Below are 21,599 nucleotides of genomic sequence, written 5' to 3'. Positions count from 1 at the left end.
CGTTTAAGGACGCCAGTAGAGGGAGTGGTCATGGAGGCTTATGGGCGCAAACGGAATATGCGGGCGTTGTGCTGGCGTAGGGGGAGGGGGTGGTGGTGCAAAGAGTCCGCGGCGCTTCGCTCCTTGGTGAGCAATCTTCACCAGCTCACGTACCTTTTCGTCTTGTGCCACATGGAAAGCGAGTGACCCCAATTTGATGAAGGTGTCCAGTTTCATCTCTATCCACCTTTCTCGGTCGATCTGAACACCAAGCACAAGAGGTGTATATCATCAACGGTATTCATCTGTGGGATGCAGGGTTGTTGGCAAATGTCCAATAGGGGGTGCCAACAGACCGGGATCAAACAAGGAGGCGGCGTACTGATGCAGGCGCAGGACCCACAGGAAGTGTTGGAGAAATTGGTCCATTTTGAGTTCAAGGATTTCGTGGACACGGATTTCGAAGGCAGAGAAAGGGTAGAGGAGGTGCCTCGACAAGGGTACCTTCTGTATAATGGGCATCGCAAAGATTTCGGTTTTGGGGCCTTTCGCACGTCGGACTCGTATACCATTGAGGCCGATGTATTGAACCGGATTCGCGAGGAGCATCCCGAATTTTTGTCGTATATCGAGGAAACCGGCGGTTTCCTCATCGGCGGCAGGTGGTGTCCGGTGGACCAGGCGGGACGGGTGCGCCACTAGCGCACCCGTGTTTTGCCGATACCATAGCTGCCTAGCCGCAGCCATTTAGCGGGGGCTTTCATCGTATTCGTCCCAGACCAGTTTGGTGACCGGCGTGTAATTCCCGCGCACCACTTCTTCTCGTGTGGCGTCCGCTTCTAAAGCGTCCGTATCTCCTGGGGCCATCGAAGGCTTGGATGGCCGGGGTTTCTTGGTGTCGCCATCGGATCGACGAGTATTCGGTGATTCCTTCATAATTTCCGGGTGTCCACTTGTTCTAGAACAGGGACGTATGGGTCTTAGCATGGCGGATCACAGACTGTCTCATGCAAATGGGGTCTGCACAGCCGCGACGTGAGTCTGCCCTGCGACATCGGCAGCACCTCCGGCTCAACGGTTTTTGAAATGAAAGTAAGTGACCGTGTCACCGATTTATTCAAACATGTGATTTTGTTGCTTGGCCGTCGCTTGCGCCTGTTGCATTGCCTGCTGGGCTTGTTGCAGCCGCTGCTGAGCCTGTTGGAGTTGTTGCGGATTGGTGTTTTGCTGGGCCTGCTGGACAGCTTGTTGGGCCTGTTGAACCGCCTGTTGTAGCTGCTGTAGTTGCTGTTGCTGCTGTGCGCTGAGTTGTGGCATCTGAATCCCTCCTTTGGTTTGTGCGGCATGAACCTCATGCCACCCTTAGCATGGGTGAAGAATCGAGAATTATCCGCTCAGGTATGGCCTATCCGTTTTCGCGTCAGACTGATAAGGGCTTTGCATCCAAGCGATAAAATTTCAGGAGAGTTCACGTGCACATTGATATTCAAGGCTGGTTGCACCAGTACGGCTATTTCGGGGTCTTTTTCATCTTATTATTCGAGCCGATTGGCATCCCTTTTCCCGCCGAAACGACACTTACTGTCGCTGGCATCGAGTGGACCCACGGGGTATTTCGTCTGTTGCCGCTATGGACGTCGGCGGCGGCAGGGAATATTGTCGGGTCAAGTGTAGCGTACGGGCTTGGCCGTTACCTGGGTCGGCCGGTCATTTTACGTTATGGTCGTTATGTCGGCATCACCCAAGACCGTTTGAATGCAGCTGGAGAGCAATTCAACCGGTATCAAGGATGGATTGTGCTTGGTTCGAAGTTTCTTGCCGGTATTCGGGTCTTGGTTCCGTATGTAGCGGGGATTGAGCGAATGTCCATGCCCCGATTCAGTATGTATAACGTGCTGGGGGCGTGCATTTGGTCCGGCGTGTTTATCATCCTTGGGCGGACTCTGGGCCTTGAGTGGGCACGGTATCATGTATGGGTTGACCGGCATTTATACCTGGTGTTGGTCGTCGCTGGGGTGTTAGTCATCTGCTTTATCGGGTGGCGGGTGTATCGACGAACGGCCTCCCGCTGATCTTTCTAATTTTAAGATGGTGCTGCATACTATACCTACCCGATGGAATCATTGTGAGAGTTGTGCCCATGTTCTGTCGATAGCCAACGAATTGAGAATCCAGGCAGGCTCGTCTCTGTCAATCCTTGGGGGCCGCGACCATCCACCTGTTTTGTTTTGACCCCATACTGGCGGGTTCACACGTGCATACAAGGGACTTTGCCCCGGCTGTCGGTGTCCTCGAAGACCCGCACACCGGGACAGCTAACGGGGCTCTCGGGGCATACCTAGGTCATCTGGGGCTTTTGCGTCCAGGTGTCTATTCGTTTGAACAAGGGTGGACCCTTGTGATTTCAGGGTGATTTCGGGCGATCAGGCCGTGTGATTTGTCCTTACTCCATCATCCCTCCATACATACCATACATCATCTCTAAAGAGGGGGTGTGTGCGTTGTACGGAGTCTTTGGAGGGTACACCCGTTGGGCGGTTGTGTTTCTGATTATCTTCGTGTTGTTCTTCCTCTTGGTCCCAGGCGCCTACGGTGCCTATGGCATGGATGGTGCCGCAGCGGCACCGGGAGCTATGTATTAAGACACATGGACGACAGGGCATGCCTTGGTCATCTTGGAGCGCGATCGTCGCGTTCCAGGATGCCAAACAGGCCGCAAGGGGGTTCCCGCTTGCGGCTTGCTTGGTATTAGAAAAGGCTCGGAGTAACCGTGAAGACGGCCGAACAGATTTTGCGGTGTACTCCCGTCGGGCGATAGCGATGGCGGCCGTCTGGGGGGACAAGCCCATTAAATCCGGGAGGTGGCTGCGATAAAACCACGTTTGGTCATCGCCGCGCCCTGGAGCGGCAGTGGCAAGACAACCGTAACCTTAGGCCTGATGGCGGCGCTGAAGCGGCGAGGCCTGAAGGTACAGGGCTTCAAAGTGGGGCCGGACTACATTGATACGAGTTACCATTCGACGGTTACTGGACGATCCGCGAGGAATTTAGATACCTGGATGCTCACTCGAGATTTCGTGCAGCAGACGTTTTATCGGGCTTCCCAAGACGCAGACATCTGCCTCATTGAAGGAGTGATGGGGCTATTTGACGGCGTGGTGGGGGAGTCCGACACGGGAAGTACGGCGGAGGTCGCGGCGCTCTTAGGAGCTCCGGTTCTGTTGGTGCTCGACGTCTCGCGGATGGCCCGCACCGCCGCAGCGATTGTACACGGGCTAAGAAACTTTCGCAAGGACGTGCGGATCGCCGCAGTTATTGCCAACCGGGCCGGCGGTTTTGGCCATTACGAAATCATCCGCTCGGCGGTAGAGTCGGCCTGCGGAATCCCGGTTATTGGCTGGCTGCCGGAGGATGCGGACCTTGAACTGCCAGAGCGTCACCTCGGGCTTGTTCCCGCCATGGAACGCGGAAATATTGAACCCTTGTTGGCGCATTTGGCAGATGTGATGGAGGCGCAGGTTGACCTGAATGCGCTCATTCGGATAGCTCAGTCCACGCCGGCGATGTCTGGGTTCGTTGCGGTACCGGAAGAAGACCGGGCGGCTTGTCGGTCGGATCGTGTTGTGATGGTAGTGGCCAGGGACGCGGCGTTTAACTTCTACTATGAAGACAATTTGGATATGCTTCGTCGATCCGGTGCGGAGATTCGGGAATTTCGCCCGTTGGAAGGGGAACCTGTGCCTCAGGAGGCAGATGGGTTGTACCTTGGGGGCGGTTATCCGGAGGAATTTGTGGCTCGACTGAGTCAGGCGGACGCGGTCAGAGCGAGTATTCGCAGCCGCATTCAGGAGGGGCTGCCCACCTTGGCGGAGTGCGGGGGCTATATGTATTTGAGTGAAGCCATGGTAGACGATGAAGGACACGTGTGGCCGATGGTGGGTGTTATCCCTGGTGTCGTATCCATGACCCGGCGACTCACGGCGATGGGTTATCGGGAGTTAATCGCGCGCCGAGATTGTCTGCTGCTTAAGAGCGGGGAGTCTCTACGCGGTCATGAGTTTCATTACTCGCGTATGGACTGCCACTGGCCCCGCAGTGAAGATATTTATACCGTACGGGCAGGGCAGCGCGAGTGGAGTGAAGGTTACGCCCATGGGCGCCTGTTGGCCACGTACATACACGTTCATTTTGGTTCCAATCCTGCCGTGGTGCACCGATGGCTGGATGCGTGCCGTGCCTACCGGCGTGAACGGATGACGTAGTTTGGAATAGTCAGAGGCAAGAAAAGGGGCCGCCCCAAGCAGGTCTTTGGGGCAGCCCAACACGGAGTCAAATTGCTCGTTCGACTCGATTCGGTTTGGTATGAACCTTATCGAGGACAGAACCTGATGGGGTAGTCAACTTACTTTGTCGCGATTGGTTTTCCAAATTCCGCAACCACGGAACCGTGATAGTGCTGATCAATAAACTTCTTCACGCTCGGGGAGTTAAGGGCCTTGTCTAGCTTTTCAATGGCTGGATTATTTTGTTCCCCGTCCCGGACGACGACCACGTTCGCATAGGTCTTGGCCGCCTTGGAGTCGGCCTTTTCCACAGCCAAGGCGTCCGAAACCTGATATCCGGCCTGAATGGCGTAGTTGCCGTTAATGACCGCATAGTTGACATCCTTTACGACGCGGGGGATGGCCGCTGCATCCAGTTCCTCAATCTTGAGGTGATGCGGATTCGAGACAATGTCTTGCGGGGTCTCCGCCAGACTGTTCGGGTCCTTCAACTTGAGAAGTCCATTATCCGCCAACAACAGCAATGCCCGTCCCTCATTCGTCGTATCGTTGGGAACCGCGACGGTGGCCCCGTCCGGGATGGCTTTGAGCGACTTGCTCTTGCCCGGATACAGGCCCAGGGGCTCAAAGTGCACCATGACTGTGGGCACCAGGTGGGTATGGTTTTTCTCGTTGTATTGCTGCAAATACGGAACGTGCTGGAAGTAGTTCGCGTCCAGCTGACCGGAAGCCAGTGCGCGATTAGGCTGGACATAGTCATTAAATTCTACGACCTTTAGGTCCACGCCCTCTTTCGCCAAAATGGGCTTCACGTAGTTCAAGATCTCGGCATGCGGGACCGGCGTGGCACCCACTTTCAGAACCGTCTCTTGCTTTCCAGAACCGGCAGTTTGGTTCCCTGACGCGGAATTGGGATTGCCACCGCAGCCTGCAACCAAGGCTGCGCCTACGCCTAGAGCGGCAGTGAAGCGAAGGATGTTGCGAGTTTTCATAGGAATCTCCTCCTAGCAATCGATTCTCTCTGTCTGTTGCGTCCGGACACAACGTGTGACCCCGTTGGTGTTCCTCACTTCGGCACAAAAAAACCTCTTTTCCAAGCGAAAAGAGGCGGTGTGCACCTCTTATCTCTCGGAATCATCCGCAGGAGTTAGCACCGTGCACGTGGCCGGTTGCCGGGCATCATAGGGCCAGTCCCTCCGCCTACTCTGGATAAGAGTTTAGACAGATGCAGTTTGCAAATCCTTTTATACTTGACGCATCCATGCTTGTCAACCATCAAAATCTTAGCTTGTCAAATGGTGCGGATCTTACTAGAATAGAGACTCGAGCCGTCATCGGACAGTGCTTGACGTGAAAATTCACGGACTATGATTCTCATCGAGAGTGGTTGAGGGACGGGCCCGATGAAACCCGGCAACCGAGTTCGACTCGGTGCCAATTCCTGCGCAGATTGTACCGGATTAAAGTCTGCGAGAGATGAGAAGTGTGTGCGCAACCGGCGCGCCCTTCTCGGGGCGCGTTTTTTGCTGCGGGCATCTGAGCACGGGGAGGGAACCGCGACGATAGAGTTGCACGGCATTCGCAAGGATTATGGTTCTCCCAAGCGGCCCGTTGTGGCCTTGGATGAAATTGACCTAGAGGTCAAAGCGGGAGAAATCTTCGGATTGATTGGTTATTCGGGCGCAGGCAAGAGCACCCTTTTGCGCTGCATCAACCTGTTGGAGCGGCCGACGGCGGGGGAGGTCTGGGTCGATGGGCAAGAGTTGACCCGGATGAACAAACGTCAACTCCAGGCGGTTCGACGGCAAATCGGGATGATATTCCAACACTTTCATCTGCTCTCCTCGGCGACCGTAGCGGAGAACGTGGCGTTTCCGCTGCGGCTGGCAGGGGTCCGTGGGGACGCGGAACGCAACCGAGTCGAGGAGTTGTTAGCCTGGGTCGGTTTGAACGATCACGCCCACAAATACCCATCCGAGCTTTCCGGCGGCCAGAAACAGCGCGTGGCCATCGCGCGGGCGCTCGCCACACGCCCGAAGATCTTGCTCTGTGACGAGGCCACTTCCGCACTGGATCCGGAGACGACGCGGCAAATCTTAGAACTCATTCTGCGCGTCAACCGGGAATTGGGGGTCACCGTGGTCGTGGTGACGCATGAAATGGCCGTGGTTCGGCAGCTGTGTGACCGCGTGGCGGTGATGGATGACGGTCGCATTGTGGAGAGCGGATCGGTCGTGGAGACGTTCTTGTCACCCCAGCATCCATTGACAAAGCGCCTATTGGCTGTGGATGGAGAGGGTGAACTGGGTGGCGAGTTGTTGGCGGTCGGCGCGAGTGCGTCCGTACCGGGGCCAGGTCAGCGCCTGCGGGTGGTGTTCAGCGGCGATGCTGTGTATCGTCCCATCCTGGCTGAGGTCGCGGCCCAAACCCAAGGTCGCTTCAGCATCCTGCAAGGAACCGTGGATGCGATTAAGGATGTACCCTATGGGCGGCTGCTTGTTCATTGGTACGGGGATGAATTGGCGGTGGCAGAAGCTGTGGCCGCATTGGAGGAGCGCGGATGCCGGGTGGACATCCTGACTGGGCCACAAAGCGGCGAGTATGTCCACGCCAGGCGCGGTGTCGATCCGTCAGCGGCTCGGAATCAAGCAACAGTTTCGACCTATCCAACGGCAGGAGGGGATGAGGGATGAGTGGCATCGCGTGGCCGGAAATCCTGCAAGCAACCTGGCAAACACTCTACATGGTGGGCGTTTCGACATTTTTAGCTGTGGTCTTGGGGCTGCCAATGGGCGTGTTTTTGGTCTTGTTCTCAACGCGAACCTTGATTCCTACCCGTTGGGCATATCAGGCGTTGGCGGTCGTCGTCAACATCGTGCGGTCTGTACCGTTCATCATCCTACTCATTGCCATCATTCCGTTGACAGAATGGATTGTGGGCACCTCCATCGGTGTGAACGCCGCCATCGTACCGCTTACGGTGGGAGCGGCGCCGTTTTACGCTCGGGTGGCCGAAACGGCGCTGCGCGAGGTCGACTCGGGTGTGATTGAAGCGGCGCAAGCGATGGGGGCCTCCGTCTGGCAGATTGTTTTCCGTGTACTGCTCCCGGAAGCGCGCCCAGGCTTGATTGCCGGGATCACAATTACCGCGGTTACTTTGGTCAGTTATTCGGCCATGTCCGGCGTCATTGGGGGAGGCGGTCTTGGCGATCTCGCTGTGCGTTACGGGTATGAGCGGTTTGAGACGGGGGTTATGCTGGTTACGACGGCGATTCTCGTCGTCATCGTGCAATTCATGCAGATGTTGGGAGACAGGTTGGTAAGGCATTACGCTCGTCGCGCCTAAATGACCTTTAAGCTAAGGCCAAGCCTGAGAGGTACCTTACCTTTGCCCGGACTTGTTATGCGGTCGTGGGCATGACCTTTGCGGCTTGGCCTTGATTCCATCCTTACTTCATCAATAGTTCAAAATACACAGAACCCTCACCGTGTTGCGTGAAATCCCGCCTGTCAACGTGAACCTTGGTGGTCAGTCGTGGATGACCACTTTCGTTCCAGTCGGGATGTGCTCATAGACCCATTTTGCATCCGGGACGGTAAGGTGAATGCATCCATGGGAGTCTTCCCGGCCCAGCTTCTCGGCGTCTTTTAGGATGACGTGCCCGTTCTTGTCCATTGGCATGCTGTGAAACAGATACTGTCCGTGGTTCATCCACGACACCCAGTACTTGGCCCCTTCGTGAAAGCGTGGCGTGTAAAACCAGGTTCCGCGTTCCGGCTGCACGTAAAACGTTCCACGTGGGGTATAGGTAGCCTTGCTTCCGTCGATTCCAGAAGAAATGACCATGGTGTAGAGCGTTTTTTGACCGGACTTGATGTACATCCGTTGCTTGGAAATGGAAACGTCAATCCAAACCGCTTCATTCGGATGCAAGTGGGGATAGGGTCCACCAGAAGGCTTGTCCCATCGGACGACCGGCTTTTGTACCGCCTTTTCCGGAAGCGATTTGGTTGCTGTGGTCGAGGCGGATGACGAAGCCTCAGGTGCAGTGGGCGATGCATGTGCAGCGTCTGCTCCATCCGGCGAACGCGGTGGGAACGACTGGTGGACTGGGACATTCTGGCCGCCCGCCGCATGGCCATAAGTCTCCCCGCTTTGTGCGGCGGAGCTACTGTTTCTATCGGTCTGGCTCAAAGTCCCTGTGGATTCCGTGGAGCCACAGGCGGTGAGGAGTCCGCCGGACACCAAGATGGCCACGGCGAGACGGAAGAAGGCAGATTGCATGAATGTCTCTCCTTGTCTCATGGCTCCTCTCAGTATACGGGATTCTCTGTTGTAAGCCAATCCGTTTCGACAAGTTTCGATGCTTTAACGATATCTGAGGTGGGTAGCGTGGACCAAACCCGGGCCGACTGGTATATCCCAGTGGGGAGATCCGTACGCTACAAGGGAGATCAAGGGGGGCACCTGTGTGGATTCGTTGCATGAATTGATTGAATCTCTCAACGATGAGGAACGTGATCTTGTTCGCCGTTTTATTCTTCGCTTGCGCGCCGGCGAAATCGATTACAGTGGACTTAGGAACAGCCTTTATACCGGGGAGTTTCCGGATTTAATTGGCGGCTTCTGGCCGAAAGACGGTGTTTAAGGTTCGGGGCCGGCCAACCATTTTAGGGGTGAACCGTTGCCGCAGGTGCGTTATGCTTGGCATAATCGTTTCGTTGGCTGAGTATAGGCCGTATACGGGCGATGCGGGTGGCGGATCGGCATAGGAGAGGTAGCCCAGTTTTGGCATAGCCGAGTAGTCTGCCCCATTCGCCTGCAGTCGGTCGACGTGGACGTGAGGGGGAGTAGAAGGAGTGTCGACTTGGGCACGGCGCCCCATCCGACTGCGCGGGCATCACTTATTATGTCTGCTCGGGTACCGGGGCATGGGCTACTCGGATGCGTACGTCGCGAACATGACGAAGGTACACCGTCAACTGCGGCGGCACAGGCAAACGTTAATACAAATTGTCCGCGGACCCGACGACTTGTGTAGATGGTTTCCAGACAACCAACCCTATCATTGTGACGGATGCACGGTCTACGAGCGGGATGATCAGGTTTTGGAGTTTTTAGACTTACACCCAGGCAAGGTTTTGCCCTGGTCGGAAGTTGAGGCCAGAGTGGCCAGGTCTTTACATGCTCACGATATTCCTAGGTTGTGTGCCACTTGTCCCTGGCTTGCCTATGGCGTGTGCGAGGAGGGAATTGAGCGGATACGAATGGGCAAGGGGCTGTGGGAGGTCTAGGACTGCGATGCCCACGGAGCATCAACAATGTGACCGGGATTTACCTCCGGTTTTGGAGGAGTCGGCGCCGCATTTATGGTTGCTCTGAATCAATGGAAGCGGGGTTTCTTTACGCCGTATCTGAAGGAGGAAACTTTGCCCGCCGCAGCATTCCCAACCTTCTTCAGTGTCCCGAGGAGCAGCTTAACGAGCTGTGGGCACGGCCCGAATCTGACGCGGCGAAGACGGTGCGCGGCTGGAACGAAACCCTCCGACAGGCACGCGAAGAGCGCGTACGGCCGGATCGGGACGATAAAATCCTCACCGCGTGGAACGGGCTGATGATGGCCGCCCTGGCCAAGGCGGCGCGCGTGTTTGACAACGGTACATTCCTGGGCGCGGCGCAACGGGCCTTGCTGTTTTTGGAGCAGTATTCGGTAGACGAGGCCGGGCGCCTGTGTGCTCGTTTTCGCGACGGCGAGCGCGGTCAAGTGGGCTACGTGGATGACTACGCGTTTTTCATCTGGGCGTTGTTGGAGTTGTACGACGCCACGTGGGACCCCATCTACTTGAAGAAGGCCGTGCATTGGCAAAGACAAATGATGCAACGGCTTTGGGATCCGGACCAGGGAGGGTTTTTCTTATATGGCCGAGATGCGGAAGCCCTCATTATGCGTCCGAAGGAAATCTACGACGGAGCGACTCCGTCTGGCAACTCAGTGGCGGCACTTAACCTCTTCCGACTTGGCCGGCTGTTGGCTGATGAAGAGTGGATAGCGGCCGGGCGGAAATTTTTAGAGGCCTTTGCAGGGGAGGTCACCCGATATCCGGCCGGGTACACGTTTTACACCATGGCGTTTCAGTATGCAAGCCAACCAAGTCGAGAGATCGTCATCTTGACCGATGCACCGGATGTATCCGCAGGTAAAGTCGGAAGCGAAGAGGCTCGGTTATTGCGGGAGCTGAAAACTCGATTTCTCCCAGATACGGTGGTTTTGATACGACCGCTTCACGCCCTCGGGCCATGGGAGAACCTGGCCCCCTATCTGGCCGACTATAAGCCGATAGAAGGCAAACCCACGTTCTACCTGTGCCAAAATTACGCCTGTCAAGCCCCTACGACGGACGTCAACCAGGTTATCCAGGCTCTCGACAGGAGGGAGTGACGCGACCTTGTCACGTTGAATCTTCCTCGGCCACGTCTGAGCCTTAGTCGTGCCTGAGGCGGTCTTGCTACAGCATGCAAGGCCGTGCTCAGGCACGGTTTCTTCAATCACCCTCATGCCTGAAAAACAGCTATAGGCGAGCATTTTCATCTTTCGGATGGTGTCGATCCGGCGGCATGGGGGTTAGTCTCGTTTTCCGATCCGCAAAGTTTGGTTTATCTGACCAATCCAGCGAGATTTTTTGTTGAACTGGATAGGAAATCCGCAAATCTTGTAGAACTCTTATCTTCATCGCGCCTCACATACATAGATCTCTTATCTCATCCGTATTGGCACTGCTAGAAACGGTTCGTTGTCCGCATGCTGTGGCATGTCGGGATGAAGGGTCTCGTCTTATGCATGTTTGGTAACGGCGGGGGTGCGATGGGCTCGTAGCGGCGGTAGCTTCTTCCGGGGAAAAGGGACGACTTGTCAGGGTTGGGCAACGCCGATTGTCCAACAAGGGGGTAAGGTTGATTTGAATCGTAGATTATTTATGGCAATTTGGACAGCGGCGGGCCTGTTCGGATCGGCCGGGGTGGCAGCGGTGACCCCGACGACCGCCTATGCGTCTTCAAGCCAAGCAACCCTCCGTATGGGTGCTCATGGCGCCTCGGTTTCCGATTTGCAGCGCAAACTGAATTCCCTCGGATACGCGTGCGGAAAGGTCGACGGGGTTTTTGGATTGAAAACCCTGGCCGCCGTGAAGAAGTTTCAAGAGGCTCACCACCTTATCGTAGACGGGATTGTGGGTCCAAAAACTTGGACCGTGTTGGACGGGACCAAGGGCTCCTCGCATTCTACTCCTGTGAGCCACTCCAGTCGTACGTCCTCCAAATCATCTTCGAAAGCGCCGGCAAATCGCTCCTCGGGGACGTCGGCGAGCGTGAAAATCGCGTCGACGCCAACCCTGCGCACAGGCAGCAGTGGGGCGTCTGTAAAGACCTTGCAAACGGCGTTGAACCAGTTGGGGTTTGCGTGCGGGAAAGCGGACGGCGTATTCGGGAGCCGCACGGCGAGTGCTGTACGAGCTTTTCAAAAGAAGCATCACTTGACCGCTGACGGCATTGTCGGCAGCAAAACGTGGGCGGCGCTGAAGGCGGCGCTCAAGTCTGCGGATACGCCGGCATCGCGCGGAGGCTCGCCGCCGACCAAGGTGACCCAGCCCAACACGGCGCCGTCAAAGCCACAAAAACCGAGCGGATCGAGTGGCTCGAGTGGGACGGGAAAATCAAGCGGCAGCTCGAACCAGGTGATGTTGCAATATAACGACAAGGGTCCACTCGTCAAACAGGCGCAGCAACAGTTAATCAAGCTGGGTTACCTGCCGGCGAACGGGGTCGATGGAGATTTCGGACCGCAGACCTTGGCCGCGGTCAAGGCATTTCAACGTGCCAATCACCTGGGCGCGGACGGTGTTATCGGGCCGCAGACGTGGGGTGTACTGTTCTCTGGTCACGCTGTGAAGGCGAGCAAGCCGACGAATCCGGCGCCGAAACCGACTCAGAAGACTCGATACGTGCTTTATTCTTCAGATCAGAATGGAAATCTTGTCTCTCAATCGTTTACGGATCGGACGAGTGCGGATGCAGCCTACGATACGCTGAACGCGCAGGCGGTGCGGAATCATACCGAAGGCGGTTATGTGGTCGATCTTGCGACCAAGGCCATCGTCGATATGCCGAAACGGTATTACTTTGAACAGGACGGTCAATGGTATGCGTATGTCAATGGCTACACGTATTGGGAGGCCAGCAAGGCCCCGTCCTGGGCGAAGAGTGGTGCGCTTTATTATGCGACGGACGGTGCGCATTCTCTCCATCACTACGCGGACTATTACCTTTTGAGTGACCACACCAGCCAACAAGGTTCCGTGCGTATTTACAGTGGACAACAGATGGGGACTTGGGAAAGTCCGTTTCGAACCGTCGACCTGCGTTCGAACGCGTCCGTCACGGCAGGTCAGATAGACAACTGGTTGAAGACTCGCGGCTATGCGCTGCAGGGGCTCGGGAGTTCCATGTTGGATGCGCAGAAAGGATATGGCGTTAACGCGATTTATCTCATGGCGCACGCGGTCGAAGAGAGTGCGGGCGGACGGAGTTCCATTGCATTGGCCAAAAACAATATTTATGGGTACGGGGCTTACGACAGCGACCCGGGGAATCTAGCCGGTGTATTTCCATCGGAGGATTACGCCATTCACTATCAAGCCTATACGGTACGCTTGAGTTACTTAGAATCTCCGACGATTACCGGCTTATCTTCAAGTCATTACATCTCTCCGAATTTGGATGGAATGAATCAGAGTTATGCGAGCGATCACGATTGGTCCCCGAACATTGCGGCGATTGTCGACGATTTTACGACGGATGAGCACGTGCATTTTGCGGCCAATACCAATGTTCCTTCGGCATCATTCGTGAAGGAGCAGGGAGAACCGGAGTACGTCTTCAGCGGCGCCAGGGCACAGTGGGCTGTCACCAACCTGAACAGGACTCTCCAACAGGGAATATCGGGTAACGATGTACGCGTCCTACAGGCGCTGTTGATGATGCAGCATTATGATGTTGGGGGTACAGGTAGTCAAGGGACGGACGGCGTCTTTGGCCCCGCGACAGCCGGTGCCTTGCAGAAGTTTCAACAGAATTACAATAAAAATCACGATTCTGTACAACTGCGCACGGACGGTATCTGTGATGCGGCCACCTGGAAAGCACTCATGTCTCCTTATTCGACTGTCAATGTTCAAGCGATGCGGATCGGTTTTGCGGGTGGACAGGTCACGGACGAGTTGAAGGTGAATGGGTATTGGATTGATGCCCGTGCTCTGCACCTGCTAAACGTGTATCGTGTCGTGCCTACGGTGAATCCGTCGGATACGAAAGACTACGCGAACCTGGCCAACATTGGCAACGGGCTGCACGCGGGCGACTGGGTGGTGGCAACGAGCCAAACCTCAAGTCAAGTGCAATATTGCGTCCAACAGTACAATTCGAGTGCAAAATCGAATCAGGCCGTGACAAAGCAAACCACGATTAATTCACACTATAAACTGGTTCCGTACGACAGTTCGCCGTCCACGTGGTGAGCCACCCCATCACCATTTTGGCGACCGGATCGGTCAGTAGTCAATCGCGTTGGTATCCAAAAATGAAGGGGCTGTCCCAAACCCGTCGTGAGACGGGGGACAGCCCTTCCGAATGTATTCTATTCAAGCGAGCATGCACCTGCTTACTACCGTACCGGTATCCACACCGAAACTAACAGCCCAACGAACATCAACGCGCCGAAGCGCAGGAGCTGCATGGACGTTCCTTTAAACGCGAGCTGCATTTGCTGGGCGTCGCTGCTCTGAAACCAACGACGCACCACGGAATATGCCGATGGTACGGTGAGGAGGACCAGCAGCGCCCAAGGGGTCAGTTGTCCAATGGCAATCAACGCGAGGACAATCAGGTAGGTGATTGCATAGACCACCGCGAACAGGATACGTCCACCGGCTTTGCCCAGCAGGATGGCAATGGTGCGACGTCCGCCCGCAATGTCATGGTCCAAGTCGCGAATGTTGTTCCCAAGCAGCAGTGCGCCAATCAACAATCCAATGGGCAGTGAGGCAATCGTGGCTCGCGCTGTGATCTCGTCCGTTTGAATGTAGTAGGCTAACAGAACAATCACTGGACCCATCGCCACGGATGCAGCCAACTCCCCGAACGGGGTATAAGCCAACGGCTTGGGACCTCCCGAATAAAAATACGCGACGCCAATGCAGGCAGCGCCAACCACTGCAATCCACCATGTGGTCATCATACAAATATAGACGCCGAGACCGGTGGCGATGAGAATGAATAGCCACGCTAACCCCAATACGGTGCGTGGGCGCACTCCGTCACGGACGATGGCGCCCGCAATGCCGACCATCTCTTTTGAGTCCAAGCCGCGGCGAAAATCAAAGTACTCATTGAACATGTTGGTCGCCGCTTGAATCAGCAGACACGCCAGGAAGAAACTGATAAACAGGGAGGTATGGAAGCTGGCCTTTGTCAGCGCCAAACCCGTTCCCACCAGGACAGGGACGACAGACGCCATCAGGGTAAACGGCCGGGCCAGCCGCCAACCAATATCCAACCGTTGTTTCCAGGTCATCTGGGTTACCACCTGCCTCTCTGGAAGAATGCCGTAAGTAGAACTCCAGTCGTCCGAATGCCAGGAGTGGATACGATTCCAGTCGAAATCATAGCAGACCGCGCCACATGGCGGCAACGGGAGGTTGCGGTTGGTTTGGGTGTGTACAGGTCGAGTGTTATACTGAAAGAGATGTGAACCGGGTCGTCGCTAAGCCATTGGAGGAGGAGCATCTCATGACCTTGAAATGGGAAATTGTTAAACCATACGAAGACATTATTTATGAACGGGCGGAAGGGATTGCGCGCGTCACCATCAACCGTCCCGAGGTACATAACGCGTTTCGGCCGGAAACGGTCAAGGAGATGATTGACGCGTTCAATCACATCCGGGATGACGAGACAACAGGGGTTGTCCTGCTGCGCGGCGCCGGCGACAAGGCATTTTGTTCGGGGGGTGACCAGCGTCACCGTGGCCATGGCGGCTACGTTGGTGAGGACAATGTGCCGCGCCTGAATGTGCTGGATTTGCAGCGGCAGATTCGGGCCCTGCCGAAACCCGTGATTGCGGTGGTCGCCGGGTACGCGATTGGCGGTGGGCACGTTCTGCACGTGTGCTGCGACCTGACCATCGCGGCGGACAACGCGATTTTTGGACAAGCTGGTCCCCGCGTAGGCAGTTTCGATGCCGGGTACGGATCGGCCCTGCTGGGACGCATTGTCGGTCACAAGAAGGCTAAAGAGATTTGGTTCCTCTGCCGTCAATATAATGCCCAAGAGGCCTTGGAGATGGGGCTGGTCAACACGGTGGTACCGTTGGATCAGCTCGAAGAGGAATCGATTAAATGGGCCAAGGAAATCTTGGAGAAGAGTCCGATTGCCATTCGTTTCCTGAAGATGGCCTTCAACGCCGATACGGATGGCTTGGCTGGTCTGCAGATGCTCGCCGGCGATGCGACGATGCTGTACTACATGACCGATGAGGCGAAGGAAGGCAGCCGGGCGTTCGTGGAGAAGCGCAAGCCGAACTTTAAGCAGTTCCGTCGCCTTCCATAATATCTAGTGGAGCCCCGAGACGAATTCCACAGGTGCGGTGTACTGAGCGAATGGCGATTTACAAAATGGGGCGGCGTTCCGACGCGAGCGTTGGATCGCCGCTTCCTTGTGTGGATGTCCTAAGCAACATGCACGGGACAGTCAACTTACCAATGGGAGATGAAGTTCATGACGGCGGGCGCGGACGTATTGCTGCCCGATTGGCTGGGGCGGCGCGTGTCGAGCGGAGCCGAGCGGACGGCGCTCAAGACGCAGGAGCGCACCTGGTCATACCAAGAACTCTACGAAGCGGCTACACAAATGGCGGGGGCCTTGCAGCGCCGTGGTGTGGATAAGGGTGAACGGGTAGCCTTGATTGCCTTTAATGGAGAATGGTTTGCCCTTGCTGTGCACGCGCTCATGCAGGCCGAGGCCGTATTGGTCCCCATCAATTGGCGCTTAACCGCCGCAGAAATCGCGTGGCAGATCCAGGATGCGGGTGTACGCTGGATTTTGTGCGATGAGGCGGGGATGGATTTAGCCCAGCAGGTAGGGCGCCTGCAGACAACCGCGACGGACGTAGTGCTGCTAACGGATCTGGCACGAGAAAAGGCTCGGCCTTTGGCACGGACGGAAATCCATACTCAGGACGTACATGCCATCATTTATACTTCGGGTACTACGGGACAACCGAAGGGGGCGATGATCACCTACGGCAATCACTGGTGGTCCGCGATGGGATCCGCCCTGCAGCTTGGGCTCTCGGAGGCGGACCGGTGGCTGGTGCCGATGCCGCTGTTTCATGTCGGCGGGCTGGCCGTCCTCATGCGCAGTCTCATCTATGGAACCACGGCCGTGGTGCACGATAAATTCGACGTGGACGCGGTGCACCAGGCCATCGATGACGAGGGGGTTACCCTTTTGTCGGTGGTGCCGACGATGCTCCGGCGCATGGTCGATGCCCGCGGTGATGTTCCGTACCCGCCCAGCCTGCGTTGCATTCTTCTTGGCGGCAGTGGTGCGCCGCGGCCGCTTCTTGAGCGGGCCTTGGCCCTGGGCGCCCCGGTGGCCCAGAGTTACGGGCTGACGGAAGCAAACACCCAAGTCTGCACGTTGCGTCCGGAAGATGCCTTGCGCAAACTGGGGTCGTCCGGGAAACCCCTGATGCCGACGGAAATTGCGATTGAGGTCGACGGACGTCGGGCCAAACCTCGAGAGGAAGGGGAAATCATTGTCCGCGGACCCACGGTCATGGCCGGGTACCTCAATCGCCCCGACGCCACACGGGAGACGATTGTTGATGGGTGGCTGCATACAGGTGACATCGGGTACGTGGATGAAGACGGTTATTTGTTTGTATTGGACCGGCGCAAGGACCTGATTGTCAGCGGCGGCGAGAACATTTATCCGGCTGAGGTGGAATCGGTTCTGCTTCGTCATCCGGCGGTTGAGGACGTGGCGGTGGTCGGCGTGGCGGATGCCTACTGGGGTCAGTCCCCGGTCGCTTGTGTCGTTCTCTCCGGCAGCGTCGAAGATGAAGACCTCATCCAGTTCTGTCGCCAATCCTTGGCTGGCTATAAAATTCCGCGGCGAATCGAGCGCGTGGCGGAGTTGCCGCGAAACGCTTCGGGGAAACTGCTGCGAAGAAAACTGCGGGAATGGCTGGAAGCAAAATGACGATTCAACAGATTGTGGCGCGGTTGACGGAGGACATTCAAACGGCGCGATGCCATCAGCCGGATTCCGGTTGGTACGCGGCCACCTGTACGGGGGGATGGGAGTGGGACGTATTCTTGGCCCGCTTCGGGCAGGTTTCGCTTCCGGAGGCGGATTTTCTCTTCATGAAACCCCAAGCCCAGTTTGGGCTGCTGGGCTTCGGCCGCACGGTCCGCGTGCGCGCAGACGGCGCTACACGGTTTGCGGGGCTCCGTTCCTCACTGCGGAGAGTGATCCAGGATTTGGGCTTCACGGTCGATGCTCGGCCACGTTGGTTGGGCGGCTTCTCCTTCGCCCCGGGTCCGCATGGAGCACCTTGGCGGGAATGGCCAGACTGTGAATTCCGCCTGCCCCGATGGCTCGTAGAACGGTCCGGGGAGAGGGTGTGGTTGACCTTGACCCTGACGGCGGAAGAGGCGTCTCGTTTCGATTTGGAGCATCAACTGGCTCGGGAACTCAGCCGGTGGCTGGAGAACGACAGGCCAGTCCAGCCCGTGTACCTGGCGGGCGGTCCAGAGAGTCGAGTCATCTGGGATGAGGACGACGCCTTGGCCAAGTGGCAGGCGGCCGTCTCCCAGACCGCTCTGGAGATCCAGAGCGGCGAGTACCAAAAGGCGGTATTGGCCCGATCCGTTCGCGTTCAAGGCGGAGCTGTAAAGCTGGCTTTGGTCATCGAGCGGCTTTCGGCTATGTACCCCGAGGCTTATGTGTTCGCGGTTCGGCAGGGAAGCGAATGGTTTGTTGGAGCCACTCCGGAACGCCTGGTCTCGGTACGGGAACGTCAGGTGCACATCGATGGGCTGGCCGGGACCACCTCACGTGGCGAGACCGAGGCCGAAGACCGGCGACTTGCGGCGGAATTGTTGGCCAGTGCCAAAAACCGACAAGAACACCGGGCGGTCGTGGACTGGATTGCAACCAGCATCGCTGACGCGGTCGCGGAAATGCAGATTCCCCGTGAACCGCAGATCCGCCGCTTGGCGAATGTTCAACATCTATATACGCCGGTGACCGGCTACCTGCGAGCGAATATGAACGTGCTTGATTTGGTGGAACGGCTTCATCCCACTCCCGCAGTGGCCGGGGTTCCAAGAACGAAGGCCTTGTCCGTGATTGCCCATCGGGAATGGTTTTCCCGCGGTTGGTACGCTGGACCGGTAGGATGGATGACCTTAGCCGGCGACGGGGAATTTGCGGTGGCGCTGCGGTCTGGTTTACTCTCTGCGTCCACCTCCACTTTGTTTGCCGGGGCTGGCATCATGGGGGATTCCGATGCGGATGCGGAATGGACGGAGACTGAGTGGAAGTTTCAGCCGATGTTGCGTGCGTTGGAGGTGAGAGAATGAGTGGCATCAATCCTGCACTGTCTGTACTCTACGAATTCATGCTTGCGCTCAGTGACGCGGGACTTCGGCACGTCGTGATTTCCCCGGGCTCACGGTCGACTCCGCTCACGATGAGCGTCGTCCGTTGCGGGCGATTTCAGGTCTGGTCACAGTTGGATGAACGGTCATCCGGATTCTTTGCCGTGGGCATCGCGCGCGCGTCGGCAGAACCAGTAGCGCTCATTTGCACTTCGGGTACGGCGGCTGGAAATTACCTTCCGGCTGTCATGGAGGCGCACACGGCCCGCTTGCCCCTGCTCGTCCTTACCGCAGACCGGCCGCCGGAGCTGCACGACGTGGGGAGCAACCAAACGGTCCGCCAGAGTGGTATGTACGGGCCGTTCGTCAAGTGGCAACACGACCTGGCCGTCCCGGACGACAACGATACCTTGCGGCGGTACCTGGCGGACACAGCGCGCCGCGCGGTCCTGGCGGCCGTTTCGCTCCCGCGCGGTCCGGTGCACTTGAACGTGCCGCTCCGGGAACCCTTAATTCCGCCCGCATGGGACGAGTTCACGTGCGGCAGGTCCCCCATTGTGCGGGCGCAGGTGTTTCCGAGCCAGCGCCTGCCCCATCCCGCAGCGCTGGAAGACATGGCCAAGTGGTTGCGTGAAAGCCAGCGACCTCTCTTGGTGCTCGGACCGATGGAACGTCCCTGGAATGTCGCCGCGCTCTGTCAGTTTGCCAAGGCACAGAAGATTCCGGTCTTGGCCGATCCCCTTTCCCAAGTCCGCACCGCAAGCGGCGAGACAACCATTTGCCACTACGATGTGTTTCTTCGCGATGATACGATTGCCACAGCCCTGGACGCGGATTTCGTGCTGCGCATGGGCCAGACGCCGACCTCCAAATCGTTGGGGAGATACCTGACCCGTCATGCGAATACCAACTCGGTGGTGATCGACGAATCCCCGGTTTGGCGCGATCCGTTCTTCACTGGTGCCATGGCTATCGAAACGGATGTCGATCCGTTCGTACAGGCCCTGCTGGAGCATACGGCGGCGGGTGATGAAGCCGTTCCCACGCGGGTGTCGTGGTTGAATGCGTGGCGCACCCTGGATGCGGCATGCGGAGATACCTTGTTTCGCGCGATCGAGAGCCAGTGGCAGGAAGCGTCCGCGCTGCTCGCACTGGTGGACGCGGTGCCAGACGGATCGACCATTGTGGTGGGCAACAGCATGCCCATCCGCGACTTGGATGCGTTCTTTCCCGGTGGGGATAAGTCGCTTCGGTTTTTGGCCAACCGTGGTGTGAGCGGCATTGACGGGGTGGTTTCCACCGCAGTGGGCGCTGCAGCAGCCGGGAAAGGAATGACCGCTCTTTGCATTGGCGATGTCTCGTTTTATCATGATTTAAATGGTCTGTTGGCTGTCGGGCGGCATAGGCTGGACCTTTTTGTGCTCGTTATCCATAATGATGGGGGCGGTATTTTTTCGTTTTTGCCCCAAGCCGGTCATTTGGATACATTTGAACATTTCCGTACCCCGCATGGGCTCGATTTTGCGGAGGCGGTCCGGATGTACGGCGGTCATTGGGATACGGTAGACAACCCCGAGGCACTGCGGGAGGCGGTCGCGAGGCACCTGCGTCAGGGTGGGCTCACGGTGGTCGAAGCGCGCTTTGATGCGGATGAAAACCATCGCGTGCACGAAGATGCCATCACCGCAGCGGTCACCAAGGCACGGACCGTGGCCGCAGCGTTGGGGATGTACCCGCGCGAGGGGGGAGGCGTATGACCACCCAGGCCCTCTCCGTTCGTGGTGTGACCTATCATGTGGAAGAAGTGGGGGAAGGCAAGCCCCTGCTGTTGCTGCATGGGTTTACCGGCAGCGGGCGGGTGTGGCAACCGTTTGTCTCCGCGTGGCCAGGGTGGCGCCTAGTAATGGTGGATTTGCTCGGGCATGGGCATACACAGGTGGTGCCGCCTAGCCGGTGCACCATGGAGCACCAGGTGCAAGACCTCCTTTACGTGATGGATGCACTCGGACATTCCCGGTTTGCCTGCCTCGGCTATTCGATGGGGGGGCGCGTGGCTTTGGCGTTAGCGGTGACGCGGCCGCATCGGCTCCTGGGGCTTATCCTAGAAAGCAGCTCCCCCGGACTCGCAGCGTTCGCGGAGCGTTCGCAGCGGAGACAGACAGACGAGGAACTAGCTTCGTTCATCGAGCAGCAAGGAATCGAGGCGTTTGTACAACGCTGGGAATCCATTCCACTATTTTCCACGCAGAGGCGGCTGGATGCGGGGGTATTGGCCCGGCAACGATCCGTTCGGCTAGCGCAGGCGACTGCAGGCCTAGCTGCCAGCTTGCGCGGGATGGGAACCGGATGCCAATGCTCGTATTGGCCGCAGCTGGGGCGGCTCCGGATGCCGACGCGGCTTATCGTCGGGGCATGGGACACCAAGTATCGAGCGATTGCCGAGGCAATGCGAACGCGAAACCCGGCTTTGAACGTCGAGGTTGTAAACGGGGCAGGGCACACGGTGCACCTGGAGCAGCCCACCGCCTTTGCAGAGTCGGTGCGTGGTTTTCTCGCCGAAGTGGCGGAATCAGCCGTGAGCATGACGGATTGGCCGTGAGAGTTTGGGATTGGTACGGT

General features: G+C 57.3%; 21 protein-coding genes and 2 riboswitches. Of the genes, 16 read left to right on the top strand and 5 right to left on the bottom strand.

Features of this window, described 5'->3' with window-relative positions; translation table 11 throughout:
* The first annotated feature begins 363 nt into the window (after nucleotides 1-363).
* Nucleotides 364-681, top strand: coding sequence for a hypothetical protein (locus H522_RS0103350; protein WP_026961222.1), 318 nt, complete (start codon nucleotides 364-366; stop codon nucleotides 679-681).
* A 45-nt stretch (nucleotides 682-726) separates the two neighbouring features.
* On the opposite strand, the gene H522_RS0103345 is transcribed toward H522_RS0103350, so the two are convergent.
* Nucleotides 727-915, bottom strand: coding sequence for a hypothetical protein (locus H522_RS0103345; RefSeq protein WP_026961221.1), 189 nt, complete (start codon nucleotides 913-915; stop codon nucleotides 727-729).
* A 177-nt stretch (nucleotides 916-1,092) separates the two neighbouring features.
* On the bottom strand, nucleotides 1,093-1,296 hold the full coding sequence (locus tag H522_RS17315; protein WP_035452345.1) for a hypothetical protein: 204 nt from the start codon (nucleotides 1,294-1,296) through the stop codon (nucleotides 1,093-1,095).
* 155 nt (nucleotides 1,297-1,451) lie between these two features.
* On the opposite strand from H522_RS17315, the gene H522_RS0103335 reads away from it, so the two are divergent.
* From H522_RS0103335 to H522_RS0103325, 4 genes are all read left to right on the top strand, one after another.
* Complete coding sequence (locus tag H522_RS0103335; RefSeq protein WP_026961220.1) at nucleotides 1,452-2,051, top strand: DedA family protein; 600 nt, start codon at nucleotides 1,452-1,454, stop codon at nucleotides 2,049-2,051.
* A gap of 125 nt (nucleotides 2,052-2,176) precedes the next feature.
* Complete coding sequence (locus H522_RS20915) at nucleotides 2,177-2,392, top strand: PhzF family phenazine biosynthesis protein (protein WP_081411827.1); 216 nt, start codon at nucleotides 2,177-2,179, stop codon at nucleotides 2,390-2,392.
* 88 nt (nucleotides 2,393-2,480) lie between these two features.
* Nucleotides 2,481-2,621 (top strand): hypothetical protein, encoded by a 141-nt coding sequence (locus tag H522_RS21805; protein ID WP_169726623.1) that lies wholly within the window; start codon nucleotides 2,481-2,483, stop codon nucleotides 2,619-2,621.
* Nucleotides 2,622-2,840: 219 nt separating this feature from the next.
* Nucleotides 2,841-4,241 (top strand): cobyrinic acid a,c-diamide synthase CobB, encoded by a 1,401-nt coding sequence (locus tag H522_RS0103325; RefSeq protein ID WP_211230638.1) that lies wholly within the window; start codon nucleotides 2,841-2,843, stop codon nucleotides 4,239-4,241.
* A gap of 140 nt (nucleotides 4,242-4,381) precedes the next feature.
* Here the strand turns inward: H522_RS0103325 and H522_RS0103320 are convergent, their stop codons facing one another.
* Nucleotides 4,382-5,254, bottom strand: a complete 873-nt coding sequence (locus tag H522_RS0103320; protein ID WP_026961218.1) for a MetQ/NlpA family ABC transporter substrate-binding protein — start codon at nucleotides 5,252-5,254, stop codon at nucleotides 4,382-4,384.
* 126 nt (nucleotides 5,255-5,380) lie between these two features.
* A riboswitch (SAM riboswitch) is annotated at nucleotides 5,381-5,478 on the bottom strand.
* A gap of 155 nt (nucleotides 5,479-5,633) precedes the next feature.
* Nucleotides 5,634-5,745, top strand: a riboswitch (SAM riboswitch).
* Between the two features lie 79 nt (nucleotides 5,746-5,824).
* Between H522_RS0103320 and H522_RS17305 the strand changes: the two genes are divergently transcribed.
* Together H522_RS17305 and H522_RS0103310 are read left to right on the top strand one after the other, a co-directional pair.
* Nucleotides 5,825-6,955 (top strand): methionine ABC transporter ATP-binding protein, encoded by a 1,131-nt coding sequence (locus tag H522_RS17305; RefSeq protein WP_081411841.1) that lies wholly within the window; start codon nucleotides 5,825-5,827, stop codon nucleotides 6,953-6,955.
* A complete protein-coding gene (locus H522_RS0103310) occupies nucleotides 6,952-7,608 on the top strand; it encodes a methionine ABC transporter permease (RefSeq protein WP_026961217.1) in 657 nt (218 codons plus the stop codon). Before H522_RS17305 ends, H522_RS0103310 begins: the two co-directional genes overlap by 4 nt.
* A 183-nt stretch (nucleotides 7,609-7,791) precedes the next feature.
* On the opposite strand, the gene H522_RS20295 is transcribed toward H522_RS0103310, so the two are convergent.
* Nucleotides 7,792-8,547 carry a L,D-transpeptidase gene (locus H522_RS20295; RefSeq protein ID WP_051343774.1) on the bottom strand — a complete coding sequence of 252 codons (756 nt, stop codon included), beginning with the start codon at nucleotides 8,545-8,547 and terminating at the stop codon, nucleotides 7,792-7,794.
* Between the two features lie 187 nt (nucleotides 8,548-8,734).
* Between H522_RS20295 and H522_RS21400 the strand changes: the two genes are divergently transcribed.
* The 4 genes from H522_RS21400 (at nucleotide 8,735) to H522_RS20290 (ending at nucleotide 13,832) form a co-directional block, all read left to right on the top strand.
* The gene (locus H522_RS21400) at nucleotides 8,735-8,911 is read left to right on the top strand and encodes a hypothetical protein (RefSeq protein ID WP_155836154.1); all 177 of its coding nucleotides are present in this window, start codon (nucleotides 8,735-8,737) and stop codon (nucleotides 8,909-8,911) included.
* Between the two features lie 211 nt (nucleotides 8,912-9,122).
* On the top strand, nucleotides 9,123-9,557 hold the full coding sequence (locus tag H522_RS0103295) for a DUF1284 domain-containing protein (RefSeq protein WP_026961216.1): 435 nt from the start codon (nucleotides 9,123-9,125) through the stop codon (nucleotides 9,555-9,557).
* A gap of 92 nt (nucleotides 9,558-9,649) precedes the next feature.
* A complete protein-coding gene (locus H522_RS17295; RefSeq protein WP_051343772.1) occupies nucleotides 9,650-10,702 on the top strand; it encodes a thioredoxin domain-containing protein in 1,053 nt (350 codons plus the stop codon).
* Between the two features lie 517 nt (nucleotides 10,703-11,219).
* Nucleotides 11,220-13,832 carry a peptidoglycan-binding protein gene (locus tag H522_RS20290; protein ID WP_155836152.1) on the top strand — a complete coding sequence of 871 codons (2,613 nt, stop codon included), beginning with the start codon at nucleotides 11,220-11,222 and terminating at the stop codon, nucleotides 13,830-13,832.
* 146 nt (nucleotides 13,833-13,978) lie between these two features.
* Here the strand turns inward: H522_RS20290 and H522_RS0103280 are convergent, their stop codons facing one another.
* Nucleotides 13,979-14,887 carry a 1,4-dihydroxy-2-naphthoate polyprenyltransferase gene (locus tag H522_RS0103280; RefSeq protein ID WP_026961215.1) on the bottom strand — a complete coding sequence of 303 codons (909 nt, stop codon included), beginning with the start codon at nucleotides 14,885-14,887 and terminating at the stop codon, nucleotides 13,979-13,981.
* A 215-nt stretch (nucleotides 14,888-15,102) separates the two neighbouring features.
* Between H522_RS0103280 and menB the strand changes: the two genes are divergently transcribed.
* The 5 genes from menB (at nucleotide 15,103) to menH (ending at nucleotide 21,579) form a co-directional block, all read left to right on the top strand.
* A complete protein-coding gene (gene menB / locus H522_RS0103275) occupies nucleotides 15,103-15,921 on the top strand; it encodes a 1,4-dihydroxy-2-naphthoyl-CoA synthase (RefSeq protein WP_026961214.1) in 819 nt (272 codons plus the stop codon).
* A 168-nt stretch (nucleotides 15,922-16,089) separates the two neighbouring features.
* Nucleotides 16,090-17,577, top strand: a complete 1,488-nt coding sequence (locus tag H522_RS0103270; protein WP_035452341.1) for an o-succinylbenzoate--CoA ligase — start codon at nucleotides 16,090-16,092, stop codon at nucleotides 17,575-17,577.
* Complete coding sequence (locus tag H522_RS17285) at nucleotides 17,559-18,962, top strand: isochorismate synthase (protein WP_081411826.1); 1,404 nt, start codon at nucleotides 17,559-17,561, stop codon at nucleotides 18,960-18,962. Before H522_RS0103270 ends, H522_RS17285 begins: the two co-directional genes overlap by 19 nt.
* Complete coding sequence (gene menD / locus H522_RS17280; RefSeq protein WP_051343766.1) at nucleotides 18,959-20,737, top strand: 2-succinyl-5-enolpyruvyl-6-hydroxy-3-cyclohexene-1-carboxylic-acid synthase; 1,779 nt, start codon at nucleotides 18,959-18,961, stop codon at nucleotides 20,735-20,737. Before H522_RS17285 ends, menD begins: the two co-directional genes overlap by 4 nt.
* Nucleotides 20,734-21,579, top strand: coding sequence for a 2-succinyl-6-hydroxy-2,4-cyclohexadiene-1-carboxylate synthase (menH, locus tag H522_RS0103255; RefSeq protein ID WP_026961212.1), 846 nt, complete (start codon nucleotides 20,734-20,736; stop codon nucleotides 21,577-21,579). The genes menD and menH overlap by 4 nt, the downstream gene beginning before the upstream one ends.
* The last annotated feature ends 20 nt before the right edge of the window (nucleotides 21,580-21,599 follow it).

Origin of the sequence: Alicyclobacillus herbarius DSM 13609, assembly GCF_000430585.1 — a bacterium.
GTDB lineage: Bacteria > Bacillota > Bacilli > Alicyclobacillales > Alicyclobacillaceae > Alicyclobacillus_G > Alicyclobacillus_G herbarius.
Note: the sequence above shows the minus strand (reverse complement) of the source record. Positions and strands in the feature narration are given on the sequence as shown.

Excerpts from the sequence above, each read along its gene's own strand:
- H522_RS0103350 (WP_026961222.1), top strand. The coding sequence starts at position 364 with ATGCAGGCGCAGGACCCACAGGAAGTGTTGGAGAAATTGGTCCATTTT.
- H522_RS0103345 (WP_026961221.1), bottom strand. The coding sequence starts at position 915 with ATGAAGGAATCACCGAATACTCGTCGATCCGATGGCGACACCAAGAAA.
- H522_RS17315 (WP_035452345.1), bottom strand. The coding sequence starts at position 1,296 with ATGCCACAACTCAGCGCACAGCAGCAACAGCAACTACAGCAGCTACAA.
- H522_RS0103320 (WP_026961218.1), bottom strand. The coding sequence starts at position 5,254 with ATGAAAACTCGCAACATCCTTCGCTTCACTGCCGCTCTAGGCGTAGGC.
- H522_RS0103310 (WP_026961217.1), top strand. The coding sequence starts at position 6,952 with ATGAGTGGCATCGCGTGGCCGGAAATCCTGCAAGCAACCTGGCAAACA.
- H522_RS20295 (WP_051343774.1), bottom strand. The coding sequence starts at position 8,547 with ATGCAATCTGCCTTCTTCCGTCTCGCCGTGGCCATCTTGGTGTCCGGC.
- H522_RS17295 (WP_051343772.1), top strand. The coding sequence starts at position 9,650 with ATGGAAGCGGGGTTTCTTTACGCCGTATCTGAAGGAGGAAACTTTGCC.
- H522_RS0103280 (WP_026961215.1), bottom strand. The coding sequence starts at position 14,887 with ATGACCTGGAAACAACGGTTGGATATTGGTTGGCGGCTGGCCCGGCCG.
- menB (WP_026961214.1), top strand. The coding sequence starts at position 15,103 with ATGACCTTGAAATGGGAAATTGTTAAACCATACGAAGACATTATTTAT.
- H522_RS0103270 (WP_035452341.1), top strand. The coding sequence starts at position 16,090 with ATGACGGCGGGCGCGGACGTATTGCTGCCCGATTGGCTGGGGCGGCGC.
- H522_RS17285 (WP_081411826.1), top strand. The coding sequence starts at position 17,559 with ATGGCTGGAAGCAAAATGACGATTCAACAGATTGTGGCGCGGTTGACG.
- menD (WP_051343766.1), top strand. The coding sequence starts at position 18,959 with ATGAGTGGCATCAATCCTGCACTGTCTGTACTCTACGAATTCATGCTT.
- menH (WP_026961212.1), top strand. The coding sequence starts at position 20,734 with ATGACCACCCAGGCCCTCTCCGTTCGTGGTGTGACCTATCATGTGGAA.